Genomic DNA, 17,076 nt, shown 5'->3' with positions numbered 1-17,076 from the left:
CTATCGAGATATAGGTTCATTTCCAATATAAGGCTCCGAGGTTCCAATGAATTAGTAAACTAAGAGAGATTCTTTAAATCCTTTCTCGTATCCTAATTAGGTGAACATATGTCATAATTATAAGTTGAACTATATGAAATTTAGCACAATACTGATTATTGCCTTAGTAACATTTTGTATAGGTTGCAAAAGGAAACCGGACAATATTGCTCAAGACCAGGGAATGTTCCTTCAAAACTTGGAAACATTTTCTCGATTGTATGGATATGCCCGATGGTTTCATCCAAGTGACGAAGCACAGGAAATAGATTGGGACAAGTTTGCCGTTCTTGGCATTCAAAAAGTTGAAAATGTCAATTCATGTGCAGAATTGAGAGATACTCTTTATCGACTTTTCTCGCCAATAGTGCAAGAATTACAGATTTATGAAACGCAAAAACCGGAAATATTTGATCCTGAGATTCTTCTTTCTCCTGATCCAAAAGCAAAACCGGTAGCATGGCAACATTACGGTGTTTACGTGGATAACCGACCAAATATTTACAATAGTATAAGGACTTATAAAAGCGAAATAGATACAGCGATGTTTGACCGTATACCTCAATTTGGCGAAATCATTAAAGAACCCATTGGTAGTAACCTGATTTGTGTGATTCCTTTGACCTTACTTACGAACGATATTTCTACTTATCCCAAAACAGATAAACCAACATTAGCCCGATTTCAATCTGAATTGGATAATATAAATATCGACGGGCATTTTTTCGATCCGCAGGTAAATTTGGCAAGCGTTATTATTACATGGAATGTGCTTCAACACTTTTTCCCATATTTCGATGTAATTGATACGGACTGGAATGAAGTTTTGGGAGAAACAATAAAAAGTACGCTTACCAACAAACGAAAGAAAGATTTTTTTGTGACACTGAGCCAAATGATTTCGAAAATTGATGATGGACACGGGATTGTTTTTGAAGAACCGATGTATCTTCTGCCGATAAGGACAGAGTTTATCGAAAATAAGATTGTTATTACAGCTTCAAATGATACCACTTTAAAACGAGGTGATATCATCCTCGATATAGACGGAAAATCAGTTATGGATGCATTGGATGAAAAGGAAAAAATAATATCCGGCTCACCCCAATTACGGAGATACAGGGCGTTGAATATCTTGGGAGGCAAACTGGATCAAGGCAATGCAATAAATATTCATACATTTGAATTTGCGAATAATAAGAAGGAAAACAAACCTGAATTGGGTGGCGGAACCCGGCTTTTGATTGAGCGAGACGGTAAAGGACAAAACCTAATCGTTGCAAATTCGAGGGATGGAAGCATAATTTTCAACCCGATAGATGGACGAGAATACTTGTCCGAAACGATTATTGAAATAGAATCCGGAATATATTATATCAACATGTCTAATTGCACCGAAAAAGAATTTGAACAAAAAAAAGACATTTTAGCCAAAGCAAAAGCTGTAATTTATGACCAAAGAGGTAGCAGCAGATTGAGTTTTTTTCAAATCCTGCCCTACTTGATAGAAGAACCGGTTACTTCTGCATGGTGGAATGTTCCGCAAACCGTTTATCCTGACCGGAAAGAGGTGGAATTTCATATCTCAAATTGGACTGTTCAACCTAAGCAACCGTTTTTTAAGTCCAAATCTATCATAATCAATGATCCCTCAGTTGTAAGCGCAGGCGAAACAATGATGGGTATCATTGATCATTACAACCTGGCAACTACCGTAGGAGAACTGACAGCCGGCTGTAACGGTAATGTCAATTATATTAACCTGCCATGTGGTTACCGGGTTATGTGGACAGGGATGAAAGTATTGAAGCACGACGGGAACCAACTTTATCTAAAAGGTTTTGAACCCGACTATCCGGTAAATAAAACCATCAAGGCTATAAGGGAAGGACGGGATGAATATTTAGAAAAAGCGCTGGAAGTTGCAAGACTGTAAAAATAGAAATACAGCTTTTATACTGTTTCCATATATCCACCAGTTATGTGACATTTTTTTGTATTTTTGTAGTAGAGCTTTCATTTAGCGTTTGCTAAGGGAATTGAAATAATTGTAGAAATTCATGTATTAATCCTATATGGCCAAAAGAAAGAGAAAAAGGCAAAGCCCAAGACAGAAACCAAAACAAGGTCAAAAGAAGAAAATCGTTTCCTTTTTGAAGAATGAACGGGTGCATTTCATTTGGGGGGTGATTGTCGCCTTCATCGGCATCTTTATGCTGCTCGCCATTATATCATTCTTCTTTACCGGCGCAGCCGACCAAAGTAAAGTAATAAACAAAACATACATGGAGGTCGTCCGTTCAGGTACATCCGATATAGATAACTGGACAGGCGCGGGAGGTGCCTATATGGCTGAAAGGTTGGTAAATGACTGGTTCGGTCTCTTCTCCGCACTTATCCCCATCTTCCTAATTTATATCGGGCTGAAAATAATGAACGCTACGAGTCTCTCATTCCTGAAAGCCCTTTTTATCACCGCATTTGGCCTTATCGGCGGTTCAGTGTCCAGCGCATTTATCCTTGACAGGCTTTTCCCAAATACGCATGTGAAATGGGGTGGCGCCCACGGTATCCAGATTGAACGGATATTGGAGAACAGCATAGGATGGCCCGGAATTATATTACTCATCCTGTTGTTCATCACAATAATAGTCGTAACATTACGAAAGAGTTCGATGTACAAGATACAGGAAACACTGATCAATGGCACATCCTCTTTTGCACCACAAAATGAGACATCTCCTGCACCAGAGGAAGACGACTGGTATGAGCCTGAAAAAGAAAAAAAACCGGGATTGCTTAAACGCTTCTTCACATGGATGAAAAAAATAAAACCGCTCAGGGAAGAGCAGCATGAGCAGGAAATAGCTGAGGATGAAGAGACAGACCAAATAGTGCAACGTAAAACCCCGACTGCCAATACTACACACAACTTTACGGAGTCCACGACCATATCTCCAAAGCCACCGGTAACAAAGAGACCATTTCCGGTTGAGAATGATTTCGAAGTGATCGTTCCTGAGGATGATGAAACAGCTATCCACATACCCCATGCGGAAGAGAATAAACCAAAGGAGGAGACAAAGAGCCCGGAAGGAATGACACAGGAACTAGAAGAAGATTACGACCCGCGGAAAGACCTCTCTTCATTCAGATTCCCCACCATGAACCTGTTGAAGATATATAATACAGGCGACAGAGCTGTGGATATGGACGAGCAGAATGAAAACAAGGAGAAGATCATTCATACGTTGCGCAACTATGGTATCGAGATCACCTCTATCAAAGCGACCGTAGGCCCCACTATTACGCTTTACGAGATCGTACCTCAAGCGGGCGTGCGTATTTCAAAGATCAGGAATCTTGAAGATGATATCGCGCTCAGCCTCTCCGCACTGGGTATCCGTATCATTGCACCCATGCCCGGAAAGGGAACCATCGGTATTGAAGTTCCCAATAAAGACCCGCAAATCGTTTCGATGCAATCGGTGATCAGTTCTAAAAGGTTTCAGGAATGTGACTACGAACTACCCGTGGCATTGGGAAAGACCATTACCAACGAAGTCTTTATCTTCGACCTTACCAAAATGCCCCACCTGTTAGTGGCAGGGGCCACCGGGCAAGGGAAATCGGTCGGCTTGAACGCCATCATTACCTCTTTGTTGTATAAAAAGCATCCGTCGGAAATGAAGATGGTACTGATCGACCCCAAGATGGTGGAGTTCAATATCTATTCCGCTGTCGAAAAGCACTATCTGGCGAAACTGCCGGATGAAGAGAAAGCCATTATCACTGATGTGACCAAAGTGACCCAGACACTGAATTCACTCACCAAAGAGATGGACGACCGTTATGAGTTGCTGATGAAGGCGCATGTCCGTACCGTCAAGGAATATAACGAAAAGTTTGTCAAACGCCGTCTGAACCCCGAAAAGGGACATAGGTACATGCCCTATATTGTGGTAGTGATTGATGAGTTTGGTGACCTGATCATGACGGCCGGAAAAGAGATCGAGATGCCTATCGCCCGTATTGCACAGAAAGCGCGTGCCGTGGGGATGCATATGGTGATCGCCACACAGCGTCCCACTACCAACATCATCACCGGCACCATCAAAGCGAACTTTCCTGCCAGGATGGCCTTCCGGGTTACTTCCCAGATCGACTCCCGCACCATCCTCGACATGAGCGGGGCCAACCAGCTCATCGGACGGGGGGATATGCTCTTTTCACAAGGAAGTTCGCTTATCCGTATCCAGTGTGCATTTGTGGATACTCCCGAAGTGGAAGAGATCTCCCAATACATCGGAAAACAGCGGGGATATGATGCTGCTTTCGCACTTCCGGAGGTGATTTCCGATATGGAAGCCGGAGCCGGTGCTACCGACCTGGGTGACAGGGATCCTCTTTTTGATGAGGCCGCCCGCCTTATTGTGGTGCATCAGCAGGGATCTACCTCGCTTATACAGCGTAAGTTCTCTATCGGCTATAACCGTGCCGGAAGACTGATGGATCAACTCGAAGCCGCAGGAATAGTAGGTGCCGTACAGGGCAGCAAGCCCCGCGAAGTATTCATTGCCGATGAATATTCACTGGAAAAGTTGTTGGATTCATTGAGATAAGCGACCGGTATAGTTTTTCGGATGTAGACTCTCAGGATGTGAATTCCCAAAATAAACTAACTCCCGTTTTTGCAGTCCAATCCATCAAACAAACAAAACCAAAACAGCTAAAATGAAGACGATCTCATCCATATTATTAATTTTTCTCCTGTCAGGATATACATTCGCCCAGAATTCAAACGATGCCAAGGCGCTTTTGGACAAAGCATATGCCACTTACGAGACTTCCGGCGGCATCAGATTATCATTCAAATCGACACTGACCGATAAGGATGGAACAGTCTATATACCCCAGTCAGGCGAAGCCTATATAAAAGGCGATAAATTCAAACTCGAGATGGAAGCGATGGATATCTGGTTCGACGGAAAAACCCAATGGGTATTGATGAAAGATGTGAACGAGGTAAATATCAGTGTTCCTACAGCCAGTGAAATAGCCTCTATCAGCCCATTGGCGCTTCTGGGGATATACAAGAACGGATTTACGTTGAAAACACCTGCTTCCAAAACAATCAACGGAAGGAGCACACACCTGATCGATATGGTTCCCGCCAGTCAGAATAAAGATTTCAAATCCATCACCGCAGCCATTGATAAGGAGAGCGGCAATATCATACAGGTAATCCTTACCATGGCCGATGGAATGAAAAATAAAATCGATATTTCCGGCTACAACACGAACCATCAATTTAGTGATACCCTATTCAGGTTCGACAAAAACGATTATCCCGGCGTTGAAATAGTAGATCTCAGGTAAGTCCATATTTTCCGTTTACCGCAAATAGATTATGATAATAACCGATGCGGTATATGGAAGAAAAGTTGTAACTTTGAACTAATTAATAATCCATACGCCTTCCCCCGGTATAACAACAGTGAGGAAGGATTTTAAATTCAAGAACAGATATGAGAAATAAGACACGTTGCCTGATCATCGGATCAGGACCGGCCGGCTATACAGCTGCCATTTACGCTTCACGCGCCAATCTCGAACCTATTCTCTACGAGGGCCTGGAGCCGGGAGGACAGCTAACGACTACCACCGAGGTGGAGAATTTTCCCGGTTATCCCGACGGGATCACAGGGCCGGAGATGATGGAAGATCTTAAAAAACAGGCGCAGAGATTCGGTACGGATGTCCGTTCCGGAAGGGCTACTGCTGTCGACTTTTCGGTACGTCCGCTTAAAGTGACGATCGATAATGAACATGTGATCGAAGCTGACACGGTCATTATCTCTACCGGAGCATCCGCCAAATACCTAGGCCTTCCTGACGAAACCAAGTATGCCGGACAAGGTGTGTCGGCATGCGCTACCTGTGACGGTTTCTTTTACCGTAAAAAAGTAGTGGCTGTAGTGGGTGGCGGCGATACAGCCTGTGAAGAGGCCACATATCTGTCGGGGCTGGCGTCAAAAGTCTATATGATTGTCCGCAAGGATCACCTGCGTGCTTCCAAGATCATGCAGGAGCGTGTAATGAACAATCCCAAAATCGAAATACTTTTCGAACATAACGCGGTAGGCCTCTACGGTGAAAACGGAGTGGAAGGCGTCCATTTAGTAAAACGTTTGGGTGAACAGGATGAAGAACGGTACGACCTTCCCATCGACGGATTTTTCCTCGCTATCGGACATACTCCCAATACTGGTATATTCAAAGATTTCATCAAGATGGACAAAGTAGGTTATATCATTACTGAACACCCTACTGCGAAAACCAATGAGGAAGGAGTTTTCGCCTGCGGCGATGCGGCCGATCCCATTTACCGTCAAGCTGTCACGGCAGCCGGAACCGGATGCAGGGCTGCTATAGATGCGGAACGTTATCTTGCGGAGAAAGGCTTGTAAAAAACAGTTTACTATTGCTTATCCTATTCAATAACCGGGAAGGAGAAGAACCCACAGGGGTTTTTCTCCTTCTTTGTTTTGAGACTACTCATAGAAGAGTTGAAAGATATCCGTGATAAGGCCCGTTTTAACATTTCATTTTTTTTCATCACGAATATTAATCGTATTTTTGCCTTTCATATAAAACACGACACATGAAAAAAATTCTGTTACTTGCGGGCATACTCCTATGGGGAATACCTCTCTTCGCACAATTAGACGGGACCTATAAAATCGGGGCAGACTCCATTGCTTTCTCGGGTGAAAAAGTGACCTTCCGCATAAGCGGTTTCGGAGGACTCTCTTCAGCACACGTGGGAGAAGGGAAGTATGAGTTATCGGGGGATTATCTTTTTATCCACACAACGGATTACAGCGGTGATAAGACTAATTTCGAGTTGTTGGACGGTTCGAAAAAAGACACTTGTGTCGTGCATACAGTCAGTTCACAGAACTATGCCGTTCAGGGCATCCTTGTGGAATCACGAACTAAGTCGGGTAAACTGATCAGCGGCAAGGTAACAGGTAACGACGGAAAAGTATTCTTTACCCCTTGCAATAAAATCGCCTCCATATCAGCCACTTCACTGGGATATAACTCCATCTCCCTTGATTACACACCGGGAAAAGATTACCAGATAAGACTTGCAGAGAACGATATAATAGAAAACAGGACGGTTGTTTTCAAGATCAATTTCATTGACGAGGAAACCCTTTCCCTGCTGATGCTGACAGAGGATTTTAAGACCGGCAAAAACAGGGACAAGGAACTACAGAAATTAGAAAAAAGGGCACGAAAAACCAATAAACTGGATAAACGGTTAAAAAAGGTCTATATACCCTATAACAGGAGAAACTAATTCCTTGTACAAAACGTTTGCCGGTTATGCCAGCAAACGTTTTACTGTTTCGGAGATATCTTTTCCTTCGGCCTTGCCTGCAAGTTGTTTGGACGCAATTCCCATCACTTTCCCCATCTCTTTCAGGGAAGATGCCCCTACCTCCTCAATAATACGCTTCACGGCGGCTTCCAGTTCTATAGGGGAAAGTTGTGCCGGAAGGAATTCCCGGATCACTTCCATTTGCGCGATCTCCGGTTCAGCCAGATCGTCCCGTTTTTGTGCGGTATAGATTTCGGCGCTGTCCCTGCGCTGTTTCACCATCTTTTGCAAAATGGCTGTCGTCGTCGCGTCCGTAAGCTCATCCCCCGCACCTTTAGCGGTTTTGGCTTCCAGCAGTTCTTTCTTAATCGCCCTCAATGCTTCCAGCCGCACTTTATCCTTGGCCAGCATGGCTTTCTTTATCTCGTCGGTAATTGTATCTATTAGTGACATATGTTTGATTTGATGATTTAATATTAATCTCGTTCAATCTTACTCAATCGAATAATGAGGATGATTGTTGTTGCTGTACTTCCGTCGAAAAGATACGGGGATTAAAATTGGATTCGCGTTTAAAGACAGGTGTCTTCTCCAACGCCTCCAATACTTTATCATCATCCAACTCGTCGATAGTCAATACGAAAGGCTCTAATCGGTAGTTGACACTGGTCAGTGTCTTCAAACCGGTTTTGCCGTAATATTTCTCGATCAGTTCTTTATCTTTTTTCTCTTGCTCCAGTTTCGCATCCTTCTCGATCTGTTGCTGGATCTGCTCGGCTCTGCTCTTTTCCTGTTCATGCTCTTCGATACCCGGCACGCTGGTAATCGAAAAACCGGTAGCGAGCAATGTCACCTTCACTTCTTCGTCGAGCGACTCTTCCACGGCAGCTCCCCAGATAACCTCTATCTCCCTGCTGAATTTCGACATAAAGTCGTGGAGCGCATTCATCTCTTCCATCATCAGCGGATGTGCTTCGCCAAAAGAGAGATTGATAAGTATCTTCTTGGCACTGAACACATCGTTATTATTGAGTAACGGTGAGTGCAGCGCATTCTTTATCGCATCGTTGATCCTGTCCTCTCCTTTACCCAGACCACTACTCATAATAGCCACACCACCGTCTTTCAGTGTGGTGTTCACATCGGCAAAGTCGAGGTTCACATGTCCGTGCACGGTGATGATCTCGGCGATGCTCCTGGCGGCTGTAGCCAAAGTATCATCCGCCTTGGCAAAAGCGTTCAACATAGTCAGGTCGCTGTAGATATCACGCAGGCGTTCGTTATTGATCACCAGCAGCGCATCCACGTTTTTCGCCATCTCTTCCACCCCTTTCAATGCCTGCACGATTTTCCTTGGGCCTTCAAACATAAAGGGAATGGTTACAATACCAACCGTGAGCACTCCCATATCTTTTGCCACCCTAGCCACCACGGGGGCAGCTCCTGTTCCGGTTCCACCGCCCATCCCGGCAGTGATAAAAACCATCCGCGTGCCGTCGTTCAGGAGATCTTCAATCAGGCCGACACTCTCTTCAGCCGCACGCTGTGCAATCTCGGGTTTATTACCGGCTCCAAGTCCTCCGGTGGTCTGACCGCCCAGTTGCACCTTTACCGGTACCGGCGATTCCATCAACGCTTGGTTATCAGTATTACACAAAGCGAAAGAGACATCGTGTATCCCCTCTTGAAACATATGGTTCACGGCGTTACCGCCACCGCCACCCACTCCGATCACCTTGATAATAGCGTCGGTGCGGCTCTCTATCTGAAAATCCAATAATTCGTCGTCCATCTGCTGCAAATAAAAACAGTGTTATTCATCATCCTCTTCAGAGAAAATACCTCCGAATACATCTTCCATTTTCGAGAAAAATCCCCCTTCCTGCTTCTCTGGCTTGGATTTCTTCACTTTAGGGGGTTTAGGTTTTTTTTCGGGTCTCGAATTTCGCCCTATCCCGCTGAACCAACCGGAAGCACCGGATCTGCCGCTTTCTTCATCTTCAACTTCGACGGGTTCTGATTTTATCATCTCACAATTCTCTTCACCAAAAAGAAGCATTCCCAACGCTTGGGTGAATGCGGGATCATGCATCAGGTCGGGAGAATTATTTATAGAGGTTTTTTTGGCAGATGCTCTTCTTACCGGCATCTTCAGTTTCTGTGTGAGATAGAGGTCGAGGTTTTTGAGTTGCGAGGCACCGCCTGTAATGATCAGCCCTGCACCCAACTGGCCTTCATATCCCGACAGAGAGATCTGTTCCTTGATATTGGCCGTTATCTCATCCAGCCGCATGCCTATCACCTTATTCAGTTCGGTAAGATCGACATCCGGTTTCGAAGAAAAAGGAGACAGGAACACGGGTCCGTCCTGGCTTTCGAAAGCTTTCCCGAATTTTATCTTAAGTTGTTCGGCATCATTCTCGGTAAAGTTCAACGCACAGATATCTTTCGTGAGATTCTTTCCGCCAAAAGGAATGACTACCATCCGACGGAGTATTCCACCTTTGTAGACCGACAATGTGGTAGTGCCTGCCCCAAAATCCAAAAAGACACAACCCAACTCTTTCTCCTCATCATTTAACGCAACGGATGCCGATGCCATCGGCCCTACGATATAATCTGCAATCTCCAGATCGGTTTTAGCTGTAATACTTTTCTTTATGTTTACGAGAAGATTGGGGCGCCCGACAATCAGCTTGAAACCGGCCTCTATCTCGGAGCCTGTTACTCCCACCGGACCCGGTTCCGGTTTATCGTCGATATAATATTCCACATCCGCAATCCTGTAATTGCGTTTCAGTTCGGGCTGGAATTTCTCTGCCAATTTACGTAACCGGTTCACCTCTTCCTCTGTGACCATTCCGGATGAGATCCGCAGCATCTCACTGAATTCCATCGTATGCAATGATTGCCCTGATAGAGAAACATATACTTTACCGATTTTTCGCTCCAGGCTATTTTCGAGCATCATGATCAGTTTGTGTACATTCGCTCCGGCCTGTTCGATATTGTAAATCATACCTCTGCGGATCGAGTTCCCGGAATCGATGGAACTGCTTGCCAGAATGGAGATAACCCCATTTTCGTTTTTACGGCCAACAACTCCTTTGATCTTGGAAGTGCCAAGATCAATTACAGCTATAAATCCTGATTGCGTCATATTATTCAGTCAAAGATGAACCTTGGTTACAGTTACACTATTTTTTTAACAAACGTCCTGACAATGCCTTTTGTTTGCTTTTTAACATCATTTGCACCAAAGCAATTCACGCATACCAACCGGAAATGAAATTTCCACCGGCTGTATACCTATTTTTTCGTACAAACCACCTGGTTATCATACTTCAGATTGATGGAAGAATAGCGATTCCATCCCACCACATTGAGTCCTTCCTCCACAAAACGGGCAAATTTGGCCAGCTTTGCCTGATAATCGTCGAGACTCCCCATAATGATCCTGAAATCACCTGCCCTCGGGATCAACTCCACATCCTGATTCTTTTGCACGACTATCTGCTCTATCCATGCATCCCAATCGGGATGGGAACTGAGGAAGAGGGCAAAGTCATACAGCTGGTTCCGGGCAAACTCCTCGTCAATGACCCCGGTGGCGACAGGTACATACACAGCGAAATTACCGGAGACGGGCATGATACGTCGCTCATTATCCACATAAAAATTACCCTTTACATCAGAGATAACTCTCAATACCGGTTTCCGTTGAGATACCGTCGCCATGACGGAACCGCCCGGGGTGATGAACACCCTTGCAGACTCTACCAGCCTGTTGGTAAGGATGGTATCCCGGATGGCCAGCGTGTTGATCTCACCGAATGTCTTGCCGACCGGATCGAGGTCGTACCGCTTTACCAGATTCACAATATCCTGCGCCGATACAAACCGGTAGTGGGCACTGTCTTCAATCACTACGCCAAAACTCTCACATACTCTGTTTCTCGACATATCCCTGAAATAGGATGCCGAAAAGATCAGGTATCCAATGACCACCACTGCAATCAATATGATGAGAAATTTTTTCACCGGCCAAAAATATTTTCAACTACAAAGATACAATTTGTTATTCAATCGTATGAACTCTTCAAAATCATTTACTTCCCGACAAATATTTTTCTGTCAGTACCTGCTCTATTTCAGGGAGCAATCGGTCAATATCACCTGCTCCGAACGTCACCAGGACCTCCACATCTTTTTCCCTGAGCAATGCGATCAATTCCCCTTTTTTACAAAGCAATTTCTCCTTCGACCTTATCTTATCGAAAATGATCTGAGAGGTAACCCCTTCGATGGGTTCCTCCCGGGCAGGATAAATATCCAGCAGTACCACATCGTCCAAAAGAGACAAACTATCTGCGAACTCCAGCGCAAAGTCACGGGTACGCGAATAGAGATGGGGCTGAAATACAGCTGTTATTTTCTTATCAGCATAAAGCACTTTGATCGAAGTGATGGCAGCCGACAATTCACGGGGGTGGTGGGCATAGTCATCAATGAAAACAATTCTGTCGCTCTTGATATGGAAGTCGAACCGCCTCCCGGCTCCCTGGAACGTGTGTATTGCTTCTTTGACCTCATCCGGAGTAACGCCGCACAGTAACGCCGCTGCGGCAGCAGCCACGCTATTCTCCACATTGATTTTCACAGGAATACCGGGTGAAATATCACTGATTATTACCGAAGGGGTCACCAGATCGAAGACAATCTCTCCATTTCCTATCCGGATATTCTCCGCATGAAAATCGCCTTCCGATTCACCATAACTCCATATCTTTACCGTTTCTCCGGTACGGGGGGTCATCGGTATCCCTTTTTTCATGATCAGGTGTCCATCAGGACGGATGAGAGAGGTAAACTTCTCAAAGCTCTCCCGATATGCTTCCTCCGTACCATAAATATCCAGATGATCGGGATCAGCCGAAGTGACGACAGCAATCCATGGTTCCAGCCAGTGGAAAGAGTGATCGTACTCATCGGCTTCCACTACCGTGATATTACTCTTCTCCGAGAGCAACAAATTATTATTATAGTTCTTCAGGATACCCCCCAAAAAGGCATTACAATCCACTTGTGACTGCCGTAAAAGGTGAGCGATCATGCTCGATACGGTGGTTTTACCGTGGGTTCCCGCCACACAAATAGCATTGCTACTGTTTGTAATCTCACCGAGCAACTGAGCTCTTTTCATTACCATATAACCATTCTTCCGGAAATAGAGCAATTCGCCATGTGATGCGGGGACGGCAGGAGTATAGACTACCAATGTTTTTTCTTTATCGAAAAATAATGCCGGAATGGAGTGAATGTCATCCTCATAATGGATAAATGCACCCTCTTTCTGCAATGACCTTGTAAGTACCGTTTCAACACGGTCATATCCCCCCACCTTTTTCCCTTTCAAAAGGAAATAGCGGGCCAGGTTGCTCATGCCAATGCCACCAATACCTATAAAATATATCGATTCGTAATTCATTTGCTTCAATCTCCTTCAATCTCCTTCAATCTCCCGAGAGAATAATCTTTTCAATCTCATCGACGATCCGTGTTGCCGAATCGTGTTGTGCCAGTTTTATGATATTCTCACTGAGTTTCTTCAATTCCCCGTCATTTCTCACAAGCGCTATCGCTTTATCAAACAGAATAGCAGGAGCCTCAGTATCCGTCACCATAATAGCTGCGTCTTTGTCGACCAGTGCCCGTGCGTTCTTTGTCTGATGATCTTCTGCCACGTTGGGGGAAGGCACCAGAATGACAGCTTTTCCCAGCAGGCTGAATTCAGAGATAGATCCTGCACCGGCACGGGATATTATCAGGTCAGCCACAGAATAGGCCCAATCCATCCTCGAAACAAAATCAAACAGATGTATGTTGGGTGGTATTTTACCTTCCGACTGCAGTTGCTGTATCTCTTTATAATAATATTTCCCGCATTGCCAGATCACCTGAAGATCATCGGCTTTAGCCAACTCTGGAAATGCGTGTATTATACTTTGATTGAGTGTACGGGCTCCAAGGCTTCCTCCCACCATTAGAATAGTCCTTTTGGCGGGATCCAGTTGAAAATGAGCATATCCCTCCGCCCGATTCTCTTCCGATACCACCAGATCCTGCCGGCAGGGGTTACCGGTAAGGACAATCTTCTCTTTTGGGAAAAATTGCTCCATTCCTTCATAGGCTACACAGATAGTGGCTGCCTTGCGTGCCAGCATCTTGTTGGTTACACCGGCATAGGAGTTCTGTTCCTGAAGAAGTGTCGGCACACCCTTCGCGGCTGCCGCTCTCAGTGTGGGGCCACTGGCATACCCTCCTACCCCCACCGCGATAGCGGGTTTGAAATCATCTATGATCTTACGTGCCTTTTGCATACTTCTGAAGAGCTTCATCAACACAGAGAAATTCTTCAGAAGATTCTTCCGGTCGAATCCGGCAACGGGCAGTCCAACGATTTTATATCCGGCTGCCGGCACACGCTCCATCTCCATTCTGTCTTCCGCCCCCACGAAAAGTATTTCACTGTCGGCCCACCGCTCTTTCACGGCATTGGCAATACTTATAGCCGGGAAAATATGTCCACCCGTACCGCCGCCGCTGATGATTATCCGTTTCATACGATCAAAACTATTTATTTTCAAAGGTATCATATGGAACTCGCTTTAATCATAAACTTATGAATTAATGATTTACCTGCTCGTTTCATACCTGAATAATTTCAAATTCAACCTTATCTTCCAACTTGTCGACCGACTCTTTTATTCTATTTGCAGGATTATGGAAATTGTTATTGTTCTCCTCATCCTGCCCTGGTCCTGTTTCAAATGCCTTCCTCTCTTTCTTTTTGCCGATACCAAAACGATCGGCACTCAGGATCAACCCGAAATAGGCACAAGTGATAAGTGTGGAGGTCCCCCCACGGCTCACTAATGGTAACGGCTGGCCGGTGACCGGGATCAGGTTGACTGCCACCGCCATATTGACAAAAGCCTGTATGGAGAGCATCAGTGCCGACCCCAGGACGAGATACTTGGGAAAGAGTTTCTCAGTCTTTCGCGCGATCATTCCCGCGCGAATCAGAATAATTACATAGAGCAACAGGACAAAAAGCCCTCCCAGAAGCCCCATCTCTTCAATGATAATAGCATAGATAAAGTCGGAATAGGCTTGTGGCAGAAAATCGCGTTCGGTGCTGTTGCCGGGAAAGACTCCTAATACACCACCGTTGGCAATGGCTATCTTGGCATGTGCCACCTGATAATTTTCGTCGGTAATTGTAAAATACTCCTCTTCCGACAACTCTTTATGGGTACTGAAATTGGCAATACGGTTCTTCCATGTACCCAAACGGTTTAACGGGCCGGATTCGGTCCAGTTGTCGGGAATCACGTTTAGCATCAGGATAAACAGGAGCACTACGGCAATCCCCACTCCGGCTACTTTTAACAACCGCAGTATCTTCACATTGCCGATAAACATCAACAGATAACAGATCCCAAACAGCAACACAGCTGTCGACAGGTTATCCATGGCGATGATCCCACAGACAACCACCATCAACCCAATCATCCATCGGAAGAGGAGGCCGTCGTTCTCTCCGTTCTGTTTGCTGAGAAGAAAAGCGATGGTTCCCATTAGTGATATCTTGGCTATTTCCGAAGGCTGGATAGTAAAACCCATAAAAGATATCCACCGGTCGGCCCCATTGACGCTGGTACCTATAAATGGCGTCAGTATGAGTAATACAATAGCTCCTATCAATACAAAGATCAACGATGAAAAATAGCGATAGGGTATATTATGGATAAGCAGGATCACCCCCACCCCCCCTATCAGAAACATGGCATGCCGCAATATCGGCCCCCACATATTCTGTTGGCGATAAACTATGGTGCTGGTAGCGCTGAATATCTCTACCAATGAAATAACACACAGAATGATAAAGACCAGCCAGACCACTTTATCACCTTTAAATATCTTACGTCCGAAATCACCTAACGAAGATTCCGTCTCCATTCCCCCTTCATAAAGTTGATCGGGATCGGCCATTTGATTACTGTCGTTAAGCATAATTTGATTTGTTGATTTATTGATTGAGAGATTGAGGGAGATTGAACAAGATTGATTGAGATTGAACAAGATTGAACAAGATTGAACAAGATTGAATTAATAAAATCACCCAAATACTTAGACACTCTCCCCAGTCTCCTTTTCCTCTTAGGCACTTTTCCACCTCAATCACAATCGTCTGACGCACTCCTTAAACTGGTCACCACGGTCTTCGTAATTCTTAAACAGGTCGAAACTTGCACAACAGGGTGACAGCAAAACCGTATCACCTTTCTGTGCCAGTTGATAGGCTGCCTCTACCGCTTCTGTCATAGAACCGGCATCTCTAATCTCATCCACTTTACCATCGAAGAAGGCGTGCAGTTTACTGTTATCTTTCCCCAGAAAGACCAGTGCCCTCACCTTGCTGCGTACCAATTCTTCAATTTCGGTATAATCGTTCCCTTTGTCAGTTCCTCCGAGGATCAATACTGTTTTCGTACGCATACTCTGCAAGGCATACCAGCATGAATTCACATTGGTCGCTTTGGAGTCGTTGATATACTGCACTCCACGTACCGTAGCCACTTTCTCGAGCCGGTGCGGGACTCCTTTGAAATCGGACAGGGATGTACGTAACTGTTCATCGCTGACATCCATCAGTTTTGCGACAATACCCGATGCCATCGAGTTATACACGTTATGCATCCCTTCCAAAGCAAGCAATTCCAGTTCCATATCGAATATATTTTCTTTCGTTTGAATGTACAGTTTCCCATTTTCGGTATATGCAGCCATATGACCGTTTTTTTTCTCTCCAAAGGGATAAGTGGTGGCCGCTGGTTTCAACTTCTCAATTTCTTTCGTCACTAAAGGATCATCTATCCAATAAATGAAAGCATCTTCAGTCCTCTGATTCCGGATGATTCTCATTTTGGCCTCCACATAATGCTGTAAATTATGATCGTAGCGATCCAGATGATCAGGGGTAATATTCAGGAGCACTGCAATATCGGCTTTAAAATCATATACCCCTTCCAATTGGAAACTACTTAATTCCAATACGTAATAGTCATACGACTCTTCCGCCACCTGGCGGGCAAAGCTCTTTCCGATATTACCGCCTAATCCCACATTCAATCCTGCCGAGCGAAGGATATGGTAGATCAGGCTGGTTGTGGTGGTTTTACCGTTACTTCCGGTGATACAGATCATCTTTGCATCCGTATATCTTCCGGCAAACTCAATCTCGGAGACTACAGGAATACCTTTTGCCAACACCTTTTGCATGATGTAGGCAGTGTCGGGGATACCCGGGCTTTTCACAATTTCATCGGCCGTCAATATATATTCCCCAGTATGTTGTTTCTCCTCAAAAGCGATCCGGTATGCTTGAAGCGTTTCACGATGTGTATCGTTCAGCACACCACTGTCGGAAAGAAATACCCTGAAGCCTTTCTTCTGCGCGAGTATGGCAGAACCCACACCGCTCTCACCGCCCCCCAATACCACTATTAACTTTTTATCCATCAATCCTTCATTTAATTGTACAAGCCGACCGGTTCTATACTCGCCTGGACCTACCCGACCAT

The 17,076-nt window shown here is 45.0% G+C and carries 13 protein-coding genes; 5 read left to right on the top strand and 8 right to left on the bottom strand.

The annotated features are described in order from the left end of the window. The first annotated feature begins 133 nt into the window (after nt 1-133). From PSM36_RS02590 to PSM36_RS02570, 5 genes are all read left to right on the top strand, one after another. A complete protein-coding gene (locus PSM36_RS02590) occupies nt 134-1,975 on the top strand; it encodes a S41 family peptidase (RefSeq protein WP_083710900.1) in 1,842 nt (613 codons plus the stop codon). Nucleotides 1,976-2,114: 139 nt separating this feature from the next. Beyond that, nucleotides 2,115-4,661: an FtsK/SpoIIIE family DNA translocase gene (locus tag PSM36_RS02585; RefSeq protein WP_076928654.1), complete on the top strand. Its 2,547-nt coding sequence runs from the start codon at nt 2,115-2,117 to the stop codon at nt 4,659-4,661. A gap of 112 nt (nt 4,662-4,773) precedes the next feature. Continuing rightward, on the top strand, nt 4,774-5,418 hold the full coding sequence (locus PSM36_RS02580) for a LolA family protein (protein WP_076928653.1): 645 nt from the start codon (nt 4,774-4,776) through the stop codon (nt 5,416-5,418). Nucleotides 5,419-5,567: 149 nt separating this feature from the next. Then, entirely contained in the window at nt 5,568-6,509 is a 942-nt protein-coding gene (gene trxB, locus PSM36_RS02575) for a thioredoxin-disulfide reductase (protein WP_076928652.1), read from the top strand. Between the two features lie 194 nt (nt 6,510-6,703). Beyond that, on the top strand, nt 6,704-7,408 hold the full coding sequence (locus PSM36_RS02570) for a hypothetical protein (protein ID WP_076928651.1): 705 nt from the start codon (nt 6,704-6,706) through the stop codon (nt 7,406-7,408). A gap of 24 nt (nt 7,409-7,432) precedes the next feature. Here PSM36_RS02570 and PSM36_RS02565 read toward each other — a convergent pair whose 3' ends face one another. The 8 genes from PSM36_RS02565 to murD all read right to left on the bottom strand — a co-directional run bounded on the left by PSM36_RS02565 (nt 7,433) and on the right by murD (nt 17,014). Further along, nucleotides 7,433-7,882, bottom strand: coding sequence for a GatB/YqeY domain-containing protein (locus PSM36_RS02565; RefSeq protein WP_076928650.1), 450 nt, complete (start codon nt 7,880-7,882; stop codon nt 7,433-7,435). Between the two features lie 43 nt (nt 7,883-7,925). Continuing rightward, on the bottom strand, nt 7,926-9,221 hold the full coding sequence (gene ftsZ, locus PSM36_RS02560; protein WP_076928649.1) for a cell division protein FtsZ: 1,296 nt from the start codon (nt 9,219-9,221) through the stop codon (nt 7,926-7,928). A gap of 21 nt (nt 9,222-9,242) precedes the next feature. Next, nucleotides 9,243-10,589, bottom strand: a complete 1,347-nt coding sequence (gene ftsA / locus PSM36_RS02555; protein ID WP_076928648.1) for a cell division protein FtsA — start codon at nt 10,587-10,589, stop codon at nt 9,243-9,245. Nucleotides 10,590-10,738: 149 nt separating this feature from the next. Continuing rightward, a complete protein-coding gene (locus PSM36_RS02550; RefSeq protein ID WP_076928647.1) occupies nt 10,739-11,470 on the bottom strand; it encodes a cell division protein FtsQ/DivIB in 732 nt (243 codons plus the stop codon). A 64-nt stretch (nt 11,471-11,534) separates the two neighbouring features. Then, nucleotides 11,535-12,917: a UDP-N-acetylmuramate--L-alanine ligase gene (gene murC, locus PSM36_RS02545; protein ID WP_076928646.1), complete on the bottom strand. Its 1,383-nt coding sequence runs from the start codon at nt 12,915-12,917 to the stop codon at nt 11,535-11,537. A gap of 25 nt (nt 12,918-12,942) precedes the next feature. Then, nucleotides 12,943-14,052, bottom strand: a complete 1,110-nt coding sequence (gene murG, locus PSM36_RS02540; protein ID WP_076928645.1) for an undecaprenyldiphospho-muramoylpentapeptide beta-N-acetylglucosaminyltransferase — start codon at nt 14,050-14,052, stop codon at nt 12,943-12,945. Between the two features lie 85 nt (nt 14,053-14,137). Then, nucleotides 14,138-15,505, bottom strand: a complete 1,368-nt coding sequence (locus PSM36_RS02535) for an FtsW/RodA/SpoVE family cell cycle protein (RefSeq protein ID WP_076928644.1) — start codon at nt 15,503-15,505, stop codon at nt 14,138-14,140. Nucleotides 15,506-15,673: 168 nt separating this feature from the next. After that, entirely contained in the window at nt 15,674-17,014 is a 1,341-nt protein-coding gene (gene murD, locus PSM36_RS02530) for a UDP-N-acetylmuramoyl-L-alanine--D-glutamate ligase (RefSeq protein ID WP_076928643.1), read from the bottom strand. Nucleotides 17,015-17,076: the final 62 nt, after the last annotated feature.

The organism is Proteiniphilum saccharofermentans, assembly GCF_900095135.1.
Taxonomy (GTDB): domain Bacteria; phylum Bacteroidota; class Bacteroidia; order Bacteroidales; family Dysgonomonadaceae; genus Proteiniphilum; species Proteiniphilum saccharofermentans.
The sequence above is the reverse complement of the archived record's forward strand: the minus strand, read 5'-3'. Positions and strand labels throughout refer to the sequence as shown.

Coding starts and splice junctions, on each gene's coding strand:
- PSM36_RS02590 (WP_083710900.1), top strand. CDS start 134: ATGAAATTTAGCACAATACTGATTATTGCCTTAGTAACATTTTGTATA.
- PSM36_RS02585 (WP_076928654.1), top strand. CDS start 2,115: ATGGCCAAAAGAAAGAGAAAAAGGCAAAGCCCAAGACAGAAACCAAAA.
- PSM36_RS02580 (WP_076928653.1), top strand. CDS start 4,774: ATGAAGACGATCTCATCCATATTATTAATTTTTCTCCTGTCAGGATAT.
- trxB (WP_076928652.1), top strand. CDS start 5,568: ATGAGAAATAAGACACGTTGCCTGATCATCGGATCAGGACCGGCCGGC.
- PSM36_RS02570 (WP_076928651.1), top strand. CDS start 6,704: ATGAAAAAAATTCTGTTACTTGCGGGCATACTCCTATGGGGAATACCT.
- PSM36_RS02565 (WP_076928650.1), bottom strand. CDS start 7,882: ATGTCACTAATAGATACAATTACCGACGAGATAAAGAAAGCCATGCTG.
- ftsZ (WP_076928649.1), bottom strand. CDS start 9,221: ATGGACGACGAATTATTGGATTTTCAGATAGAGAGCCGCACCGACGCT.
- ftsA (WP_076928648.1), bottom strand. CDS start 10,589: ATGACGCAATCAGGATTTATAGCTGTAATTGATCTTGGCACTTCCAAG.
- murC (WP_076928646.1), bottom strand. CDS start 12,917: ATGAATTACGAATCGATATATTTTATAGGTATTGGTGGCATTGGCATG.
- murG (WP_076928645.1), bottom strand. CDS start 14,052: ATGAAACGGATAATCATCAGCGGCGGCGGTACGGGTGGACATATTTTC.
- PSM36_RS02535 (WP_076928644.1), bottom strand. CDS start 15,505: ATGCTTAACGACAGTAATCAAATGGCCGATCCCGATCAACTTTATGAA.
- murD (WP_076928643.1), bottom strand. CDS start 17,014: ATGGATAAAAAGTTAATAGTGGTATTGGGGGGCGGTGAGAGCGGTGTG.